Genomic DNA, 18,075 nt, shown 5'->3' with positions numbered 1-18,075 from the left:
CGCTCAGCCGAAGACGGTCACCGTCTGGCGACTCAGTGCCACCAGCTCGCCCTGCCGGTTCCAGATACCGGCATGGGTATGACCGTAGCCACCACCGGCCTGGTCGATCCAGTTGCGGTACAGCAATGGCTCGTCGGGCGCCATCGACGGACGCGGGTGCACCAGTTCCAGCGACCAGCTCATCGAGCTGGCCGGAACCGGCTGTTTGACGTGCTGCAACACCGCCGGCGGCCAGGCATCCACCAGGGCGATCACATGGGCGTCGGTCATCGCGTCGCCCGGTTCACGAAAACGCATCCAGCCGCCCATTTCCCGCGAAGCCTGACCGGAAAACGGCAGATTACCGAACGCCCAGCGCATCTCGATGTGCTGTGTGAACTCCGGCGTCACACCCGGGATGTAATCCAGTGGCTGACAGTCCTCCGGCGCCGGCGCTTCCGGTGCGGGCTGCGCCGCCACCTGCACGCTCGATTCCCGCTCGCCGCCGAAACTGCCCAGGGCGACCAGCCGCACCTCGCCATCCTGCACGATGCGCGCCTCCACCTGGCTCGCCGCCCGCCCCTCACGCAGAAGGGTCGCCTCGATCGACAGCGACGCGTCCACCGTGACCGGCCCGACAAAGGCCACCTGCAGGGCCCGCAACGGGCGATCATCCGCCACCACCCCCTGCATGCGCTGGTACGCCAACCCCGCGACCAGTCCACCAAAGGTGGCACGGCCCTGCCCCCAACTGCCCGGAATGGCCAGGCGACCGCTGTCGGCGCCGGCGAGTAATGCCTCGAATGTCATGGTGCTGTGTCCTTTTTATCGGTTCTGAAAGCCAAAGAAGCGTGGATGCTGCCCCACCCACGAGCCTCGCGCAAGCGCGACCCGCGTGTATCTACTTATGACCCTGACGGGATTGCGCATATCGATCTGGCGCGCCAGCGTCTATAATACCCAGTTCACCGCTCCCCTTTTCTCGGACGTTGTCAGTCCCGGAGCGCCGTATTTTTTCCCGACCCCTGAGTTTCCTGAATGCAATCAAAGACTTTTGCCGAGCTCGGCCTTCACCCGGCGGTTCTCGACGCCATTGCCACCGTGGGCTACGAAAACCCGTCACCGATCCAGGCGCAATCCATCCCGATCCTGCTCACCGGACGCAACCTGCTGGGCATGGCACAGACCGGCACCGGCAAGACGGCCGCCTTTGCGCTGCCGCTGCTGAGCCGCATCGACCCGGAACTGGCCGCGCCCCAGATCCTGGTGCTGGCTCCGACCCGCGAGCTGGCGATCCAGGTGGCCGAGGCCTTCACCACCTACGCCGGGGGCTTCAGGAACCTGCAGGTATTGCCGATCTACGGGGGCCAGGACTTCCGGCCCCAGCTCAAGGCCCTGCAGCGCGGTGCCCAGGTCGTGGTCGGCACGCCGGGACGCCTGCTGGACCACCTGCGTCGCGGCACCCTGCAGCTTGATCAGTTGAAGTCGGTGGTTCTCGACGAAGCGGATGAAATGCTGCGCATGGGCTTTATCGACGACATCGAGGCAATTCTGGCGCGCACGCCGGAGAGCTGCCAGCGAGCGCTGTTCTCCGCGACCATGCCGGCGCCCATCCGCAAGGTTGCCCAGACTTACCTGAGCGACGCGGACGAGGTGAAGATCGAGAGCCAGACCCGCACCGTATCGCGGATCTCGCAGTTCGTGCTGCCGGTCTTTGCCGAGCGCAAGCTGGACGCCCTGACCCGAATCCTCGAAGTCGAACCGGTGGACGCCACCATCATCTTCGTGCGCACCAAGGCGGAAACCACCCTGCTGGCGGACAAGCTGTCCGCGCGCGGTCATTCCGTGGCGCCCCTGAACGGCGACATCAACCAGCGCCAGCGTGAACAGGCCGTGGAAGACCTGCGCCGGGGCAAACTGGACATCGTGGTGGCCACCGACGTGGCGGCCCGCGGCCTGGACGTGCCCCGCATTACCCACGTCATCAACTACGACGTGCCCTACGACAGCGAAGCCTACATCCACCGGGTGGGCCGTACCGGTCGTGCCGGGCGCGAAGGTAAGGCGATCCTGCTGGTGACGCCGCGCGAGCGCAGCTGGCTGCGCACCCTGGAGCGGGCTACCAACTCGCCCATGAGCGATTACCAGCTGCCGCCACCGGCCGATTTGCAGAAGCTGCGCGTGCAGCAGTTCGAACGTCAGTTGCTGGATTTTGCCGAGGACGGGCGTCAGGCCAAGGCCATGGCACTGCTGGATGCCATTGCCGAGCGCAACGATCTGGATATGGCAGGCATTGCGGGCGCCCTCGCCTGCTGGCTGGAATCGGCGCAACCGGGCGCGATGCCGCTCGAAGCCCCGGCCGAGCTGCCGATCCCGCCGGCGCGCAGCAAGCGCCCGCCCAACAAGGGCGACCGGCGCGGCTTCAAGCCGGGCGGCAAGAAGCCGTTCCGCAAGGGCAATGACCGCAAGCGCCCCGGCGGCAACGGCGGCGCGCCGAAAGGCAAGGCGCCGAAGCGTCAGCCGCCGCGGCGCTGATAGACGACGAAACTGTAGTCGTACGGGTTGTTATCGGACGCGGAGAAATCCTCCCGTCCGATTTCCTGCCACTGCCCCCAGTTCACTTCCGGGAACCAGGCGTCCCCCTCCACATCGTCGTGGACCAGGGTGACGTACATGCGATCCACATCGGCCAGGGCGTCGGCGTAGATCTGTCCGCCACCGATGATCATCACTTCCTCGCTACCATCCAGCTCCGCCTGGGCTCCGGCGCGGCGATAGGCCGCTTCCAGCGAATGCTCCACCGCCACACCAGCCGGCGCCTGCCAGCTTTCATCACGGGTGATCACCACGTTGAGGCGCCCCGGTAGCGGCTTGCCGATGGATTCAAAGGTCTTGCGCCCCATCAGGATGGGCTTGCCCATGGTGGCCTGCTTGAAATAGCGCAGATCCCCTGGCAGGTACCAGGGCAGCGCGTTGTTGCGGCCGATAACCCGGTTTCGGGCCATGGCGACGATCAGTGCCTTGCGCATGTCCACGCTCCTCAGATGGCGATGGGGGCCTTGATGCCGGGCATCGGGTCGTAGCCCTCGAATTCGAAGTCTTCCAGCTCGTAGTCGAACAGGCTGTCCGGGTTGCGGCGGATGTTCAGCGTGGGCAGGGCCCGCGGTTCACGCTTGAGCTGCTCAAACACGATCTCGTCGGTCAGGTGGTTCTGGTACAGGTGACAGTCACCGAAAGTGTGCACGAAATCCCCCACGCCCAGATCGCACTGCTGGGCAATCATGTGCGTCAGCAGGCTGTAGGAAGCGATATTGAAGGGGACGCCCAGGAACAGGTCGGCACTGCGCTGGTAGAGCTGGCAGGACAGCTTGCCGTCGGCCACGTAGAACTGGAACAGGCAGTGGCAGGGAGCCAGCGCCATGCGCCCCTCGCGGGCGTTGTCCTGCGGGCTCCGGGTCTCGTCCGGCAGCTCCGCCGGATTCCAGGCAGAGACGATCAGGCGACGCGAGTTGGGCTTGTTGCGGATCTGCTCCACCACCTCGCTGATCTGGTCCACCACCTCGCCGTTGGGGCACTGCCAGCTGCGCCACTGCTTGCCGTAGATCGGCCCCAGGTCGCCGTCTTCCAGCGCCCACTCGTTCCAGATACTGACCTTGCGCTCGCGCAGCCAATTGTTGTCGGTGGAGCCTTTGAGGAACCACAGCAGCTCGTAGATCACGCTGCGCAGGTGTACTTTCTTGGTGGTCAACAGCGGAAAGCCCTCGGACAGATCGAACCGCAGCTGGCGCCCAAAAACCGAGCGGGTGCCCACACCGGTGCGATCCCCGCGATCGAGGCCGTTGTCGACCACGTCCTGCATCAAGTCCAGATAGGCTTTCATGCTGCCTTTCTCCTGTATGCCCAAACCATCATGAGTATGCCGGCCAGCACCATCGGCAGCGACAGAACCTGCCCCATGGTGACCCAGTCAAACGCCAGGTAACCCAGTTGCGGGTCCGGCTGGCGGAAGAATTCGGCAATGATACGGAAACAGCCGTAGAGAGTCAGGAACAATCCGGACACGGCCATGCGCGGCCGCTGCTTGCTGGAGAACAGCCACAGGGCGGCGAACAGCAGCACGCCCTCCATCGCGAACTGGTACAGCTGCGAGGGGTGCCGCGCCAGGGCATCCGGCGCGGTGGGAAAGACCATGCCCCAGGCCACGTCGGTGGGCTTGCCCCAGAGTTCGCCGTTGATGAAGTTGCCGATACGCCCCGCGCCGAGACCGACCGGCACCAGCGGCGCGACGAAATCCGCCAGCGCGAAGAAGCCGCAGTTGAGCTTGCGACCGTACCACCACATGGCCAGGATCACCCCGATCAGGCCGCCGTGGAACGACATGCCCCCTTCCCAGACCCGGAACAGCCACAGTGGATCGCCCATAAAGGTCGGGAAGTTGTAGAAGACGACGTAGCCGAAACGACCGCCCAGAATCACCCCGAGGGCGATGTAGAACAGCAGATCGCCCATCTGCTGTTCGTTGACCGGCGACCAGGGCTTGCGGGTGCGCAGACGCCCGAGCCACCAGCCGACGGCAAAGCCGATCAGGTACATCAGCCCGTACCAGTGGATTTTCAGCGGGCCGAGCGATATCGCGATCGGGTCAATCTGTGGGTAACGCAGCATGCAATCTCTCTCTATGCGAGTCCGGGCAATCGATTATCCGCGCAGCCTCAAAGCAGGAAGCGGACACCGATCACCAACAGGATCAGGGCAAAAATCCGTTTCAGCAGCGCCGCATCCAGCCGATGGGCCAGCGCCGCTCCGAGGCGTGCGAACAGGACACTGGTCGGCACGATGCCAAGCAAAGCCGGCAGGTAAATGAACCCCAGGCTGTACGATGGCAGCTCCGGCGACTGCCAGCCGGTGGCGACGTTGGTCAGGGCGCCGGCGACGGCTATAGGCAGGCCGCAGGCGGCGGAAGTTCCCACCGCCTGCTGCATACGCACGTTGCACCAGCTCAGGAAGGGAACCGTGAGGGTGCCACCGCCGATGCCAAAAATGGCGGACGCCCAGCCCACACCACCGCCGGCGGCGACCAGACCGGGGCGCGCCGGCACATCACGCCCCGGTTTGGGTCTAACGTCGAGCAGCATCTTCAGCCCCACCAGGATCACGAACACGCCGATCACCAGCTCCAGCACATCACCGGGCAGCAGGGAGGCGGTCCAGGCACCCAGCATGGCACCGATCACGATCCCCAGCGCCATGGGTCGGAACAGCTCCCAACGTACCGCGCGATGCTGGTGATGGGAGCGGATCGAGCTGAGCGACGTGAAGATGATGGTCGCCAGCGATGTGCCCACGGCCAGATGGGCCGCCACGTCGCCGCTGACGCCCTGCCGGGCGAAGCCGAAGATCAGTACCGGCACGATAACCAGACCGCCGCCGATGCCGAACAGGCCCGCCAGTACGCCGGCGAGGGCGCCCAGAGCCAGGTAGATCGTCAACAGCAACGCCAGGTCCATCGCCAAACCGCTCCAATAGCCATCGCAAAGGCCCGTATGATACACAGGGCTATGCCATGGATCACTTGCCAGATTCCGAATGGCCCTTGACCCAATCCTTTTCCTCGGAGACGACCGGGAACACCATGTGCCTGATCCTGTTTGCCATTGACCAGCATCCCGACCTGCCTCTGGTGGTGGCCGCCAACCGGGATGAGTTCTACGAACGCCCCACCGAGGCCATGCACTGGTGGTCGGCACCGGAGATCCTGGCCGGCCGCGACAGCCGTTCCGGAGGCACCTGGCTGGCCATCACCCGGGACGGCTCTGTCGCCGCGGTAACCAACGTGCGGGACGGTCGGCCGGAAGCCGGCGAGCGGTCGCGGGGAAACCTGCCCATTGCGGCGCTGGAACGAAACACCGGCGATCTTAAACGGGAACTGGATGCCAGCCACGCGCAGTTCGCCGGCTACAACCTGGTGCGCGCCAATGGCCAGCGGGGCTGGTACTACAGCAATCGCGACAGCCATCCCGGACGCACGCTCTTCCGCGGGGCCTATGGCCTGAGCAATCACCTGCTGCAGAGCCCCTGGCCCAAACTGGTCCGCTTGCGCCACAGCCTGGTGAAGCATATGCGGGAGACACCGGTGGCGGATCTGCACGACGCCCTTATCGAGGCACTGATGGACACCACGCCGGCTCCCGATGCCTTCCTGCCGGATACCGGGGTGGGACTGGAGCGTGAACGCTTCCTCTCGGCGCCGTTTATCCGCAGCGAGCACTACGGCACCCGAGCGACGACCATTGTCAGCGTGCATCGGAACGGTGAGATCCAGGTCACCGAGCAGAACTGGCGGGCCCGGGGGGAGACCGGACCGCGCCAGACGTTCCGCTGGATCAGGCCATCATGACTCGGCGGGCGGGTCTTCGGGGCCAGACCGGGCCCGGATGCGTTCGCTCTGCAGGCGCATGATGTGCCCCATCAGGATTTCCCGGTCGGCATCCCCCATACGCGCCACGTCCAATCGCAGCAACTGCCCGCTGGCGGCCGGCTCGCTGGCCACCACCCGGGCCAACGCCCGCACCGTGCGCCTTTCCGGGTAGAACAGCAGATCGATCAACAGGTTCTCGCCGACGGCGATCCGCTCCTCGGTGGCGAAAGCGAAACCACCCACACTGAGACTGATGTCACGAGTGATCAGGCTGGGATCGCCGTTGGCCTGCCGCCCCACGCCCGCCGCTTCCAGGGCGAGTTCGAGCTTGCGGTTGAGCAGATCGGCAACGGTCTGCCCGGCCGGCGACTGTTCGGCAAAACGCCCCATGGCTTCGTCCAGCGCCAGATCCAGGTCCGCCAGTCGGGTACGCAGAGAAAGGTCCTGCATTTCTCCGGACAGGGAGGCCTCGTCGGAGAGGCGCACGTAACGCAGGGCGACCCGGTCGTCCACCCGATAGAAACGTCTGCGATCCCTGCCCTGCCAGCCCGTTGACTCCATGCCACTCATCCTGTGCCACCGTTTTCACCAGCATAGCCGTCGATCCGGCGGCAGCCAACGCAAACAGTGTCCGCTCTGGTATACTCCGCCGGAAACCGATCATCCGCGGAGATTTCCCGTCATGAGCGACGAGACCGCCGGCGTCACCATCGCCGACTTCGAAAAGTCCCTGAACGAGCTGGAAACCCTGGTGCGCGACCTGGAACAGGGCGACCTGCCGCTGGAGAAATCCCTGGCGGCGTTCGAGCGTGGCGTCAAACTGACCCGCGAATGCCAGCAGGCCCTCAAACAGGCCGAACAGCGGGTGGAGCAGCTGGTCAAGGCGGACGGCGATGAATTCGTCACGCAACCGTTCCACGAGGAAGACGAGGGGCAATGAGCGCCACCACCCTTCCCGACCAGACGGCCTGGCGCCAGGCCATCGAAACCACCCTCGACGGCTGGCTCGACGACGCCTCCGCACCGGATCCACGCCTGCAGGAGGCCATGCGCTATGCCGTCCTGGGCGGCGGCAAACGCATCCGCCCAATCCTGGCCATGGCGGCTGCCAGCGCCGCTGGAGGCACCCCCGAGCACGCCCTGGTGCCGGGCTGCGCCATCGAACTGATTCACGCCTACTCACTGGTCCACGACGACCTGCCGGCCATGGACGACGACGCCCTGCGCCGCGGCAAGCCGACCGTGCACATCGCCTACGACGAAGCGACCGCCATCCTCGCCGGTGACGCCCTGCAGGCCCTGGCGTTCGAGGCTCTCGCCGCCTATGGCGATTTCGCCGACGCCACCCGGGTGCCGATGCTGCGCATCCTGGCCAACGCGGCCGGTCGCAACGGCATGGTCGGCGGTCAGGCGATCGATCTGGGCGCGGTGGGGGAAACCCTGCCCCTGGAAGCCCTGCAGCGCATGCATCGCTGCAAGACCGGAGCGTTGATCGAGGCCAGCATCCAGTTGGGCGCCCTGGCTTCCGAACGCGCCGATGACGACCAGCGCCAGGCCCTGGCCACTTACGGCCGGGCCCTGGGCCTGGCCTTCCAGGTGCAGGATGACCTGCTCGACATCGAGGGCGCCACCGACACCATCGGCAAACCCCAGGGCTCGGACGCCGCCCGCAACAAGCCGACCTATCCGGCCTGCCTGGGTATTGACGGCACCCGCGATCATCTTCGATGCTTGCAGGAAGAAGCCAATGCGGCGCTCGCGATGTTTGGTAGCAGCGCCGACCCGCTGCGCCAGCTCGCTGATTTCGTCGTTACTCGCACGTATTGAGACATCGGCGACACCTAACCGAACGGAAATGTGAAACCGCGGAAGGTGATCCCGTATAATTGCCCCATATTGAATCAGAAGATACAGAGCGGATGCAGGATACGACCATTTTCAAGGAGATTCCGTCACGCCAGCCGAACACACCGCTGCTGGACGGAATCGACACCCCGGAGCAACTGCGCGACCTGGCGGAGGAGCAACTGCCCCAACTGGCCCGGGAACTGCGCGCGCACCTGCTTTGGAGCGTGGGCCAGTCCGGCGGTCATTTCGGGGCCGGCCTCGGCGTGCTGGAACTGACCGTCGCCCTGCACTACATCTTCAACACGCCGGAAGACCGGCTGGTGTGGGATGTGGGCCACCAGGCCTATCCCCACAAGATCCTGACCGGACGCCGTGCGCAGATGGGCTCCATCCGCAAGAAAGACGGCCTGGCCGGCTTTCCTAAGCGTGGCGAAAGCCCCTACGACACCTTCGGCGTGGGCCACTCCAGCACCTCGATCAGCGCCGCCCTGGGCATGGCCATCGCCGCGAAGATGCAGAATCTGCCGCGCAAGACCATTGCCGTCATCGGCGACGGCGCGATGACCGCCGGCATGGCCTTCGAAGCACTCAACCACGCCGGGCACCTGCGCTCCAACATGCTGGTGATCCTCAACGACAACGACATGTCCATTTCCCACAATGTGGGCGGGCTGTCCAACTATTTTGCCAAGCTGCTGGCCAGCCGCACCTACAACCAGGTGCGCGATGGCGGCAAGAAGGTTCTGCAGGGCGCACCCAATCTGATGGCGCTGGCCCGCAAGACCGAAGAGCATTTCAAAGGACTGATTTCCGGCGGCACCCTGTTCGAGGAACTGGGCTTCAACTACATCGGCCCCATCGACGGTCACGATCTGCCACTCCTGATCGATACCCTGCGCAACATCCGCGAGCTGGATGGGCCGCAGTTCCTGCACATTGTGACCAAGAAAGGCAAGGGCTTTGCACCGGCCGAGGCGGACCCGATCGGCTATCACGCCATCAACAAGATCGAGCCCAAACCGCCGGTCACTGCGGCCGAAACCCAGCCGGCTCCGAAGAAGCCCAAGTACGCCAACGTCTTCGGCCAGTGGCTGTGCGACTGCGCGGAACAGGACGAGCGTGTGGTCGGCATCACCCCGGCCATGTGCGAGGGCTCCGACCTCGTGCGCTTCGCCGAACGCTTCCCGGACCGCTATTACGACGTCGCCATCGCCGAACAGCATTCGGTCACCCTGGCCGCGGGCTTGGCCTGCGACGGCGCCAAACCGGTGGTGGCGATCTACTCCACCTTCCTGCAACGGGCCTACGACCAGCTGATCCACGACGTGGCGATCCAGAACCTGGATGTGCTGTTCGCCATCGACCGCGCCGGCCTGGTGGGCGAAGACGGCCCGACCCACGCCGGTTCCTTCGACCTGAGCTACCTGCGCTGCGTCCCCAATATGCTGGTAATGGCACCCTCGGACGAAAACGAAACCCGCCTGCTGCTGCAGACCGGCCTGGCCCACAGCGGCCCGGCTGCGGTGCGCTATCCGCGAGGGACCGGCCCGGGCACGGTGATCGACACCGACCTGAAAACCGCCCCCATCGGCAAGGGCCGAATCGTGCGCGAGGGCGAACGCATCGCCATCCTCAACTTCGGCGCCCTGCTCGCGGCGGCCATGCCGGCCGCCGAAGCGTTAGGCGCCACCGTCGCCGACATGCGCTTCGTAAAACCGCTTGACGCCGAGCTGGTGCGCGATCTGGTGGAGCGGCATGACCTGGTGGTAACGCTGGAAGAAAATGCGGTGGCCGGTGGCGCCGGCAGCGCCGTGGCGGAATTCCTGAACGAGGAAGGCATCGACGCCTCGCTGCTGCACATCGGCCTGCCGGACCGATTCGTCGACCACGGCAAGCACGGCGAGCTGCTCAGCGAGTGCGGCCTGGATACCGACGGCATCCAGAGCCGGATCGAGAAGCGCCTGGCACGCATGAACGACCAGAAAGCGCTGCGGGCGGTGAAGTAGCGCCGCCCTTCCTCTTCTTCAACCCAATCGAAACGTCAGCATCCGGGTCCGAGAAGGCCCCCCTTTTTTCTGGGCGCGTCCTGCTTCGTTAAATAAACGGACGAAGGGCTTGTCGAGCCGCCATCGACAACTCGATAGGAATACCCTGCACAGAGGCCATGGGCGGGCGCAGGCGCCCGGTATAGGCCTCCGAAACGATCGTTTCAGCGACATAAGCGAGGGGGGGGGGGGGAGACTATCTCAGGCTTCGTCGTCCTGGTGGGTTTCCAGCCAATGACCCAGCTTGCTCTGCTTGGTGGCGAGATAATTCTCGTTATGGGGATTACGGCCCACGTGCAACGGCACGCGCTCAACGACGTCGATGCCGAGGCCGGTCAGGGCATTCACCTTGCGCGGGTTGTTGGTCATCAGCTTGAGCCGCTTGATGCCCAGGTGCTCGAGCATGTCCTTACACATGCTGTAGTCCCGCAGATCCGCCGCAAACCCGAGTTGCTCGTTGGCTTCGACGGTATCGGCCCCCTGATCCTGCAGGTTGTAGGCTCGGATCTTGTTGAGCAGGCCAATGCCGCGGCCCTCTTGGCGCAGGTACATGAGGATGCCGCGGCCTTCGCGGGCGATGCTGCGCAGGGCTTCCTCAAGCTGGTAACCGCAGTCGCAGCGCATGCTGTAGAGCGCGTCACCGGTCAGGCATTCCGAGTGGGTGCGTGCCAACAGCGGCTCGTCCCCTTCCAGGGCGCCCAGGGTCAGGGCGATGTGCTCCTTTCCCGTATCCGGTTCCTCGAAACCATGCATGTCGAAGACACCGAACGGGGTCGGGAGTCGGCAGCTCTGGACATAGCGAACAGCCACGGCGTTACCTCACTCGTGTTAACAGGCGGCGCATTTTATCAGAATGGCCGGGGTCGGCGTACCCTGAGAACGTACGTAGGAAATGCGCTTCCGTATCAACCGCCTGTGGCGTTCATGAACCGCAGGATTTGAGGTTCGGAATCGTGGGAGAAGTAATGGCGCTCGGGCTTGAGCTTCATCGCCTCGTGCAGGGCTCGCTGGACAGCCTGGTCATCGCCGGGGCGGGAACGGATAATCTCGCGGAAATCCATGGAGTGTTCGTTGCCCAGGCACAGCAGCAGCCGGCCTTCGGTGGTCAGGCGAACCCGGTTGCAGTCACCACAGAAGTTGTGACTGTGGGGTGAAATGAAGCCGATGCGGTTGGCATCGTAGCCCTCCGCCCGCCAGTAGCGGGACGGGCCACCGGTATCAACGGACATCGGGCTCAGGTCGAACGCTTCGCCCAGACGCTCGCGGATTTCGTCGCTGGAACAGAAGGCTTCGGCCCGGTCGTGCTCGGTGATCACACCCAGCGGCATTTCCTCGATAAAGCTGATATCCAGCCCACGCTCCAGGGCAAAACGCACCAGCGGAACCACTTCGTCGTCGTTGCGCCCCTTGAGCACCACCGCATTAAGCTTGGTGTGCTCGAAACCGGCGTCACGGGCAGCGTCAATACCGGCCAGCACCCGCTCCAGACGACCGGTGCGGGTGAGCTGCCGGAAGCGCTCGGGGTCGAGGGTATCGAGGCTGATGTTCAGGCGATCCAGACCGGCGTCTTTCAGCGGAACCGAGTACTTATCGAGCTGGCCACCGTTCGTGGTCATGCACAGCTCCCGCAGGCCGGACATCGCCTTAAGCCGCTCCACCAGACCAACCACTCCCGGCCTGACCAGCGGCTCGCCACCGGTCAGGCGAATCTTGGTGACCCCGCAGGCCACCAGGTTACGGGCAATGGTTTCGATCTCTTCCAGCGACAGGATCTGGGACTTGGGGAGGAAGATCATGTCTTCCGCCATGCAATAGACACAGCGAAAATCGCATCGGTCCGTGACGGAGATGCGCACGTAGGTGACCTCGCGTCCGAAATTGTCGACCAATGCTGCTGTCATGTTCAGCTCCGCTTCCAGTGTCCGGACCGGCCGCCCTGTTTTTCCAACAGCCGGACCCGGCCGATTTCCATGCCGCGGTCCACCGCCTTGCACATGTCGTAGAGGGTCAGCGCCGCGATATTGACCGCGGTCAGCGCTTCCATCTCTACGCCGGTCTGGCCGGTCAGGCGGCACCGCGCCGTGATCTGCACGCCGCTCTCACCGTCTCCGTCGCCCGTCTTCGGCGCCAGTTCCACCTTAACAGACGTCAGGTTCAAGGCGTGACACAGCGGGATCAACTCGTGGGTTTTCTTCGCCGCCATGATGCCGGCGATGCGCGCCGTGGCCAGCACATCCCCCTTGGGGTGTTCGCCTTCGATGATCATGGCCACCGTCTCCGGCTGCATGGCGATAAAGCCTTCGGCCCGCGCCTCGCGGCTGGTGGCGGCCTTGTCGGTCACATCCACCATGCGCGCAGCACCGGTGTCATCCAGGTGTGTCAGCTTGCTCAAGGTATCCTGCTTCCTCTGTCGGATGGTCACCACCAGGCGCTGATGCCGGCAACACCCTGGCCGCCTGCATCGCGCGCCCTGGCAATGGCCGTGAAATCGAGCCCGCCCAGGGCGTAAACCGGCAGCTTGGCGCCGCCAGCCAGGTCGACGAACGCTGACCAGCCCAGGGACGCCGCCCCCGGATGGCTCCGCGTGGCTTCCACCGGGCCCAGCGTTGCGAAATCGGCGCCGATGGCCGCGGCATGCTGCAACTCCGCCTCATTGTGACAGGATACGCCCAACAGCGCCTCGCTGACCAACGGTCGCGCATCCAGACCGGCCGCTACCCGCCATGGCAGGTGTACGCCGGCTGCCGGCAGGCTAGCCAGCCGCTCTGGTGCACCGTGGAGCATCACGCCGATCTGCCGCGGGCCGCACCAGTCGATCAGGCGGGCGGCCAGGGACCGATAGTCGTTCTCCTCCAGCCAGGGAGCCCGCAACAGGAACAGCTCGGGCCGCAGATGGTCCAGGCGCGCGCACAGATGCTGGTAGAGCGCATCGCCGCCCAGCCCCTCACCGCCGCTGACGGGATAGGCGCGAGGCAGCCGGAGCGCCCGGATGATCGGGCGGTTGGCCGCTGGGAAGGCGTCGTCGCGCAGGGCGTCCTGATCCAGCCACTGCACCGGCTGGCCTTCCCGACCGTGGGGTTCGCCGTCGAACGACGATGTTTGCCAGACGTCGAGGAAGACCCGCTTGTCCCCGTAGTCGTGACGAATGCCGATCACCGGTTCCAGGGAAGCGCCCGCCACGCGGATACCGACTTCCTCCGCCAACTCACGCACCAGCGCCTGCTGGACCGTCTCTCCCGGCTCTACCTTGCCGCCGGGAAACTCCAGCAGACCGCCCTGATGGGCGTCCTCGGGACGGCGCGCGATCAGCACCCGGTCGCCCCGGCGCACCACGCCGACCGCCACATGCACGTGTTTCATGTCAGGTCCGGTACTCGGCGTTGATGGTCACGTAGTCCTGGGACAGGTCGCAGGTCCACACCGTGTCGTTGACCTCTCCCCGACCCAGGCCGACGCGGATGGTAATGTCAGACTCGTCCATCACCGCCTGACCGCGGGCTTCGGTGTAATCGGCCGCGCGGCCACCGTTGCGCACCAGGGCGACGTCCCCCAGGTCGATTTCAATAGCGGACAGGTCCAAATCGGGCACGCCCGCGCGCCCCACTGCGGCCAGGATGCGGCCCCAATTGGGATCGGAGGCGAACAGCGCAGTCTTGACCAGCGGCGAATGGGCCAGGGTGTAGGCCACATCCAGGGCTTCCTGCGTGCTGGCCGCCTGCTCCACCCGGATGGTGATGAACTTGGTGGCACCCTCACCGTCCCGCACGATGGCGTGAGCGAGGGTCATGAACACCGCTTTCAGCGCTTCGCGGAAGGCATTGAGGTGCGGGCTGTCGGCGGTCAGCCGGGGCGCTTCGCTGCGTCCCGTGGCGACCAGCATGCAGGCGTCGTTGGTGGAGGTGTCGCCGTCGATGGTGATGCGGTTGAACGACTGCTCACCCAGTTCGGACACCAGGCTCTGTAGCAGGGCCGGCTCGATATCCGCGTCGGTGGCCAGGAAGCCCAGCATGGTCGCCATGTTGGGACGAATCATGCCGGCACCCTTGCTGATGCCGGAAATATGTACCGGCTTGCCGTCCAGCTCCAGCCGACAGGTGGCGCCCTTGGGCAGGGTATCGGTGGTCATGATACCTTCGGCCGCCTCGGCCCAATGGTTCTCGGCCAGGTTGTCCAGCGCCTCCGGCAAACCATTGCGGATGACCTCGACGGGCAGGGGCTCGCCAATAACACCCGTGGAAAACGGCAGCGTCTGGTTCGGCGCGGTACCGGTCAGGTCCGCCAGCGCGGCGCAACAGGTCCGGGCATCGGCCACACCCTGCTCGCCATTACCGGCGTTGGCGTTGCCGGTGTTGATTAGCAGGAACCTTGGCGCAGCCTGGGACAGATGCTCGCGGGTAACCAGGACCGGCGCCGCACAGAACTGGTTGCGGGTAAAAATTCCGGCGACCTGGGCGCCTTCCTCCAGCGCCATGACCACCAGGTCGCGCCGCCCAGGCTTTTTGATGCCAGCCCGGGCCACGCCCAGACGCAGGCCGGTGATCGCGTGAAAGTCCGGCAGGGGACCCAATCCAACCGCCATTGGCTTACTCCTCTCTATCTCTGGGCAAGGCGAAAATCGCCGTAAAACAAAAAACGTCCGCAAGAGCGGATTGCCGGGGCAGATCCGATCCAGCGGACGTTGCTGGTGTCATGCGCACTTCCCGCCCGGGCCGCCGTCAATCGCGACGCTGCTGGCGCGGGCCCGAAAGTGGCCTCAGGCCACCTTGCCGTGACACTGCTTGTACTTCTTGCCGGACCCACAGGGACACGGCTCGTTACGCCCCACCTTGCGCTCATTGCGCACGAAGGTTTCCGGCTGTGGGCGGGGCTGGCCGCCTGGCTCGCCGTCGCCGCCCGGGGTGTCACCGCTGGCCTGGGCCGTCGCACTGGCTTCGTCATGCTTGAGGTTGGCGGCCGCCATCTGGCGCTCCAGCTCCTCGCGACGGCGACGCTCGATTTCTTCCATTTCCTGCTCACCCTGGACCCGCACATGGCACAGGATGCGCGCCACATCGCGCTTCATCGCATCCAGCATGTTCTCAAACAGGTTGAAGGCCTCGCGCTTGTATTCCTGCTTCGGGTTCTTCTGGGCGTAGCCACGCAGGTGAATACCCCGGCGCAGATGATCCATGTTGGACAGATGCTCCTTCCACAGGGTGTCGAGCACCTGCAGGAAGACCTGCTTCTCGAAGTTGCGCATGGCCTCGGCCCCGGCCACCGCTTCTTTTTCCTGGTAGACCTTGACCACTTCGTCGAGGATCCGCTCGCGCAGACTTTCCTCGTAAAGACGGTCGTCCTCGTCCAGCCACTGCTGGATCGGCAGCTCGATGGCCATCTCGGACTGCAACTGCGCTTCCAGACCGGCAATGTCCCACTGTTCGGGCATGCTCTGCGGCGGAATGTAGTCGCTGATCAGGTTGTCCACCACGTCGGCGCGGACGGTCTGCACCAGCTCGCTGATGTCCTCGGACGCCATGATCTCGTTGCGCTGCTCGTAGATTACGCTGCGCTGGTCGTTGGCCACATCGTCGTATTCCAGCAGCGTCTTGCGCATGTCGAAGTTGCGACCCTCGACCTTGCGTTGGGACTTCTCGATGGCGTTGGTGACCATGCGGTGCTCGATGGCCTCGCCCTTCTTCATGCCCATCGCCTGCATGATGTTCTTGACGCGATCCGGTGCGAAGATCCGCATCAGGTTATCTTCCAGCGACAGGAAGAAACGGGACGAGCCCGGATCCCCCTGGCGGCCGGCACGGCCCCGCAGCTGGTTGTCGATGCGGCGGGATTCGTGGCGTTCGGTACCGACAATGTGGAGACCGCCGGCCTCCAGTACCTTGTTGTGGGTTTCGGTCCACTCGGCCTTGATCTTGGCGATCTGCTCCTCGGACGGATTGTCCAATTCCGCCACTTCCGTTTCCCAGTTGCCGCCGAGCACGATGTCAGTGCCGCGGCCGGCCATGTTGGTGGCGATGGTCACCGCGCCGGGGCGGCCCGCCTGGGCGATCACGTGGGCCTCGCGCTCGTGCTGCTTGGCGTTGAGGACCTGGTGGTCGATCTTGGCCTTGCGCAGCAGCATCGACAGCAACTCGGACGCCTCGATGGAGCCGGTCCCCACCAGCACCGGGCGACCTTCGCCGGTCACGTCCTTGATTTCGTCGATGATGGCCTGGTACTTCTCTTCCTGGGTCAGATACACCAGATCGTTGTAGTCGATGCGCTGGATCGGCCGGTTAGGTGGAATGACCACCACGTCGAGGCCATAGATCTGACGGAACTCGAAAGCTTCGGTATCGGCGGTGCCGGTCATGCCCGCCAGCTTGTTGTACAGGCGGAAATAGTTCTGGAAGGTGGTGGAGGCCAGGGTCTGGCTCTCGGCCTGGATCTTGACCCCTTCCTTGGCTTCGATGGCCTGGTGCAGCCCCTCGCTCCAGCGACGGCCCGGCATGGTCCGGCCGGTGTGTTCGTCGACGATGACCACCTGGCCACCCTGGACAATGTAGTCGATGTCGCGCTGGAACAGGTGATGCGCCCGCAGGGCGGAATGCACATGGTGCAACAGGCTCAGGTTGGTGGCGGAATAAAGGCTGTCGCCCTCTTCCAGCAGGCCCTTGTCGATCAGCAGCTGTTCGACCTTCTCGTGGCCGGCCTCGGTCAGCTCCACCTGACGGCTCTTCTCGTCGATGGTGAAATCACCGGTGGGTTCACCCTCTTCCACCGGCTCGCCCATGTCCAGGCTCGGCACCAGGGTGTTGACCGCAAGATACAGTTTGGAGCTGTCCTCCGCGGCGCCGGAGATGATCAGCGGCGTCCGCGCTTCGTCGATCAGGATGGAGTCCACTTCATCGACAATGGCGTAGTTCAGCCCGCGCTGGACCTTGTCAGCGGTGCTGAAGGCCATGTTGTCGCGCAGATAGTCGAAACCGAATTCGTTGTTGGTGCCATAGGTGATGTCGGCCGCGTAGGCCTCGCGCTTGGACTGGCCGTCCTGTCCGGCCACGATCACACCCACCTGCAGACCCAGGAAGCGGTACAGCTGGCCCATCCACTCGGCGTCCCGCGAGGCCAGGTAGTCATTCACCGTGACCACGTGCACACCTTCGCCGGGCAGCGCGTTCAGGTAGACGGAAGCGGTCGCCACCAGGGTTTTACCCTCACCGGTCTTCATCTCGGCGATGTGGCCTTCATGCAGGGTGATACCACCAATCAACTGAACATCGAAGTGGCGCATGCCCATGACACGCCGACCGGCCTCACGCACGGTGGCAAAGGCTTCCGGCAGCAGTTGGTCCAGCGTCTCGCCTTCGTCCAGGCGCCGGCGGAATTCCGCGGTCTTGCCTTGCAGTTCGGCATCGGAAAGCGCGGTAAAGGACTCTTCCAGATCGTTGATGCTGGAGACGACCTTGCGCATCCGCTTAATTTCCCTGGCATTCTTGCTGCCGAACATCTTGGTTGCGAGCTTCGTGAACATAGACCACTGCTTCTTTGATTAACGAAATACGCCACCGGGGCGGCGGCGCCTGCCATTCTCAGGATATCCCCACCGGGGAAAGGCATCGTTGAAGACACCGCACCGCGGTACGGTGGGACATGGGGAGCCATCCCGGACATGCCATACAAGAACGGCATTCTAACCTTATTTGTTTTGAAGGCGAAAGGTAGGTCCGGTTTCCCGCGTGACCCGGGCCGTCTGGCCGCTTTGGGTCGGCCAATCAGCCAAAAAAAAGCCACTTGCGGTATCCCGAAGTG

General features: G+C 64.6%; 17 protein-coding genes. 5 read left to right on the top strand and 12 right to left on the bottom strand.

Annotation, left to right across the window (positions count from 1 at the left end; all coding sequences use genetic code 11):
- Nucleotides 1–3 precede the first annotated feature (3 nt).
- Nucleotides 4–789, bottom strand: coding sequence for an acyl-CoA thioesterase (locus tag DKK67_RS15065; protein WP_111497334.1), 786 nt, complete (start codon nucleotides 787–789; stop codon nucleotides 4–6).
- Nucleotides 790–1,017: 228 nt separating this feature from the next.
- Between DKK67_RS15065 and DKK67_RS15060 the strand changes: the two genes are divergently transcribed.
- Entirely contained in the window at nucleotides 1,018–2,514 is a 1,497-nt protein-coding gene (locus DKK67_RS15060) for a DEAD/DEAH box helicase (protein WP_111497333.1), read from the top strand.
- On the opposite strand, the gene DKK67_RS15055 is transcribed toward DKK67_RS15060, so the two are convergent.
- From DKK67_RS15055 to DKK67_RS15040, 4 genes are read right to left on the bottom strand one after another with little or no spacing between them, the layout of a single operon-like run.
- On the bottom strand, nucleotides 2,496–3,008 hold the full coding sequence (locus tag DKK67_RS15055) for a dihydrofolate reductase (protein ID WP_111497332.1): 513 nt from the start codon (nucleotides 3,006–3,008) through the stop codon (nucleotides 2,496–2,498). The two genes, DKK67_RS15060 and DKK67_RS15055, sit on opposite strands and share 19 nt — an antisense overlap.
- Nucleotides 3,009–3,019: 11 nt before the next feature.
- Nucleotides 3,020–3,859, bottom strand: coding sequence for a thymidylate synthase (locus tag DKK67_RS15050; protein ID WP_111497331.1), 840 nt, complete (start codon nucleotides 3,857–3,859; stop codon nucleotides 3,020–3,022).
- Complete coding sequence (gene lgt, locus DKK67_RS15045; RefSeq protein WP_111497330.1) at nucleotides 3,856–4,644, bottom strand: prolipoprotein diacylglyceryl transferase; 789 nt, start codon at nucleotides 4,642–4,644, stop codon at nucleotides 3,856–3,858. Before lgt ends, DKK67_RS15050 begins: the two co-directional genes overlap by 4 nt.
- A gap of 47 nt (nucleotides 4,645–4,691) precedes the next feature.
- Nucleotides 4,692–5,474 carry a sulfite exporter TauE/SafE family protein gene (locus tag DKK67_RS15040; RefSeq protein WP_228160681.1) on the bottom strand — a complete coding sequence of 261 codons (783 nt, stop codon included), beginning with the start codon at nucleotides 5,472–5,474 and terminating at the stop codon, nucleotides 4,692–4,694.
- Between the two features lie 68 nt (nucleotides 5,475–5,542).
- Between DKK67_RS15040 and DKK67_RS15035 the strand changes: the two genes are divergently transcribed.
- On the top strand, nucleotides 5,543–6,376 hold the full coding sequence (locus DKK67_RS15035; protein WP_407657860.1) for an NRDE family protein: 834 nt from the start codon (nucleotides 5,543–5,545) through the stop codon (nucleotides 6,374–6,376).
- Here the strand turns inward: DKK67_RS15035 and DKK67_RS15030 are convergent.
- Nucleotides 6,371–6,958 carry a PilZ domain-containing protein gene (locus tag DKK67_RS15030; protein ID WP_162628853.1) on the bottom strand — a complete coding sequence of 196 codons (588 nt, stop codon included), beginning with the start codon at nucleotides 6,956–6,958 and terminating at the stop codon, nucleotides 6,371–6,373. The two genes, DKK67_RS15035 and DKK67_RS15030, sit on opposite strands and share 6 nt — an antisense overlap.
- Nucleotides 6,959–7,079: 121 nt before the next feature.
- On the opposite strand from DKK67_RS15030, the gene DKK67_RS15025 reads away from it, so the two are divergent.
- The 3 genes from DKK67_RS15025 (at nucleotide 7,080) to dxs (ending at nucleotide 10,251) form a co-directional block, all read left to right on the top strand.
- Nucleotides 7,080–7,337, top strand: coding sequence for an exodeoxyribonuclease VII small subunit (locus DKK67_RS15025; RefSeq protein WP_111497326.1), 258 nt, complete (start codon nucleotides 7,080–7,082; stop codon nucleotides 7,335–7,337).
- A complete protein-coding gene (locus DKK67_RS15020) occupies nucleotides 7,334–8,224 on the top strand; it encodes a polyprenyl synthetase family protein (protein ID WP_111497325.1) in 891 nt (296 codons plus the stop codon). Before DKK67_RS15025 ends, DKK67_RS15020 begins: the two co-directional genes overlap by 4 nt.
- Nucleotides 8,225–8,316: 92 nt before the next feature.
- Nucleotides 8,317–10,251, top strand: coding sequence for a 1-deoxy-D-xylulose-5-phosphate synthase (dxs, locus tag DKK67_RS15015; RefSeq protein WP_111497324.1), 1,935 nt, complete (start codon nucleotides 8,317–8,319; stop codon nucleotides 10,249–10,251).
- 240 nt (nucleotides 10,252–10,491) lie between these two features.
- Here dxs and ribA read toward each other — a convergent pair whose 3' ends face one another.
- From ribA to secA, 6 genes are all read right to left on the bottom strand, one after another.
- Nucleotides 10,492–11,100, bottom strand: a complete 609-nt coding sequence (ribA, locus tag DKK67_RS15010) for a GTP cyclohydrolase II (protein WP_111497323.1) — start codon at nucleotides 11,098–11,100, stop codon at nucleotides 10,492–10,494.
- A gap of 95 nt (nucleotides 11,101–11,195) precedes the next feature.
- Entirely contained in the window at nucleotides 11,196–12,191 is a 996-nt protein-coding gene (gene moaA / locus DKK67_RS15005) for a GTP 3',8-cyclase MoaA (RefSeq protein WP_111497322.1), read from the bottom strand.
- Between the two features lie 2 nt (nucleotides 12,192–12,193).
- Nucleotides 12,194–12,682 carry a cyclic pyranopterin monophosphate synthase MoaC gene (gene moaC, locus DKK67_RS15000; protein ID WP_111497321.1) on the bottom strand — a complete coding sequence of 163 codons (489 nt, stop codon included), beginning with the start codon at nucleotides 12,680–12,682 and terminating at the stop codon, nucleotides 12,194–12,196.
- A 26-nt stretch (nucleotides 12,683–12,708) separates the two neighbouring features.
- Nucleotides 12,709–13,650, bottom strand: coding sequence for a Nudix family hydrolase (locus DKK67_RS14995; protein ID WP_111497320.1), 942 nt, complete (start codon nucleotides 13,648–13,650; stop codon nucleotides 12,709–12,711).
- A gap of 1 nt (nucleotide 13,651) precedes the next feature.
- Entirely contained in the window at nucleotides 13,652–14,869 is a 1,218-nt protein-coding gene (argJ, locus tag DKK67_RS14990; protein ID WP_111497319.1) for a bifunctional glutamate N-acetyltransferase/amino-acid acetyltransferase ArgJ, read from the bottom strand.
- A 174-nt stretch (nucleotides 14,870–15,043) separates the two neighbouring features.
- Entirely contained in the window at nucleotides 15,044–17,797 is a 2,754-nt protein-coding gene (gene secA, locus DKK67_RS14985; RefSeq protein WP_111497318.1) for a preprotein translocase subunit SecA, read from the bottom strand.
- Between the last annotated feature and the right edge of the window lie 278 nt (nucleotides 17,798–18,075).

The organism is Marinobacter bohaiensis (assembly GCF_003258515.1).
Lineage (GTDB): Bacteria > Pseudomonadota > Gammaproteobacteria > Pseudomonadales > Oleiphilaceae > Marinobacter_A > Marinobacter_A bohaiensis.
The sequence above is the reverse complement of the archived record's forward strand: the minus strand, read 5'-3'. Positions and strand labels throughout refer to the sequence as shown.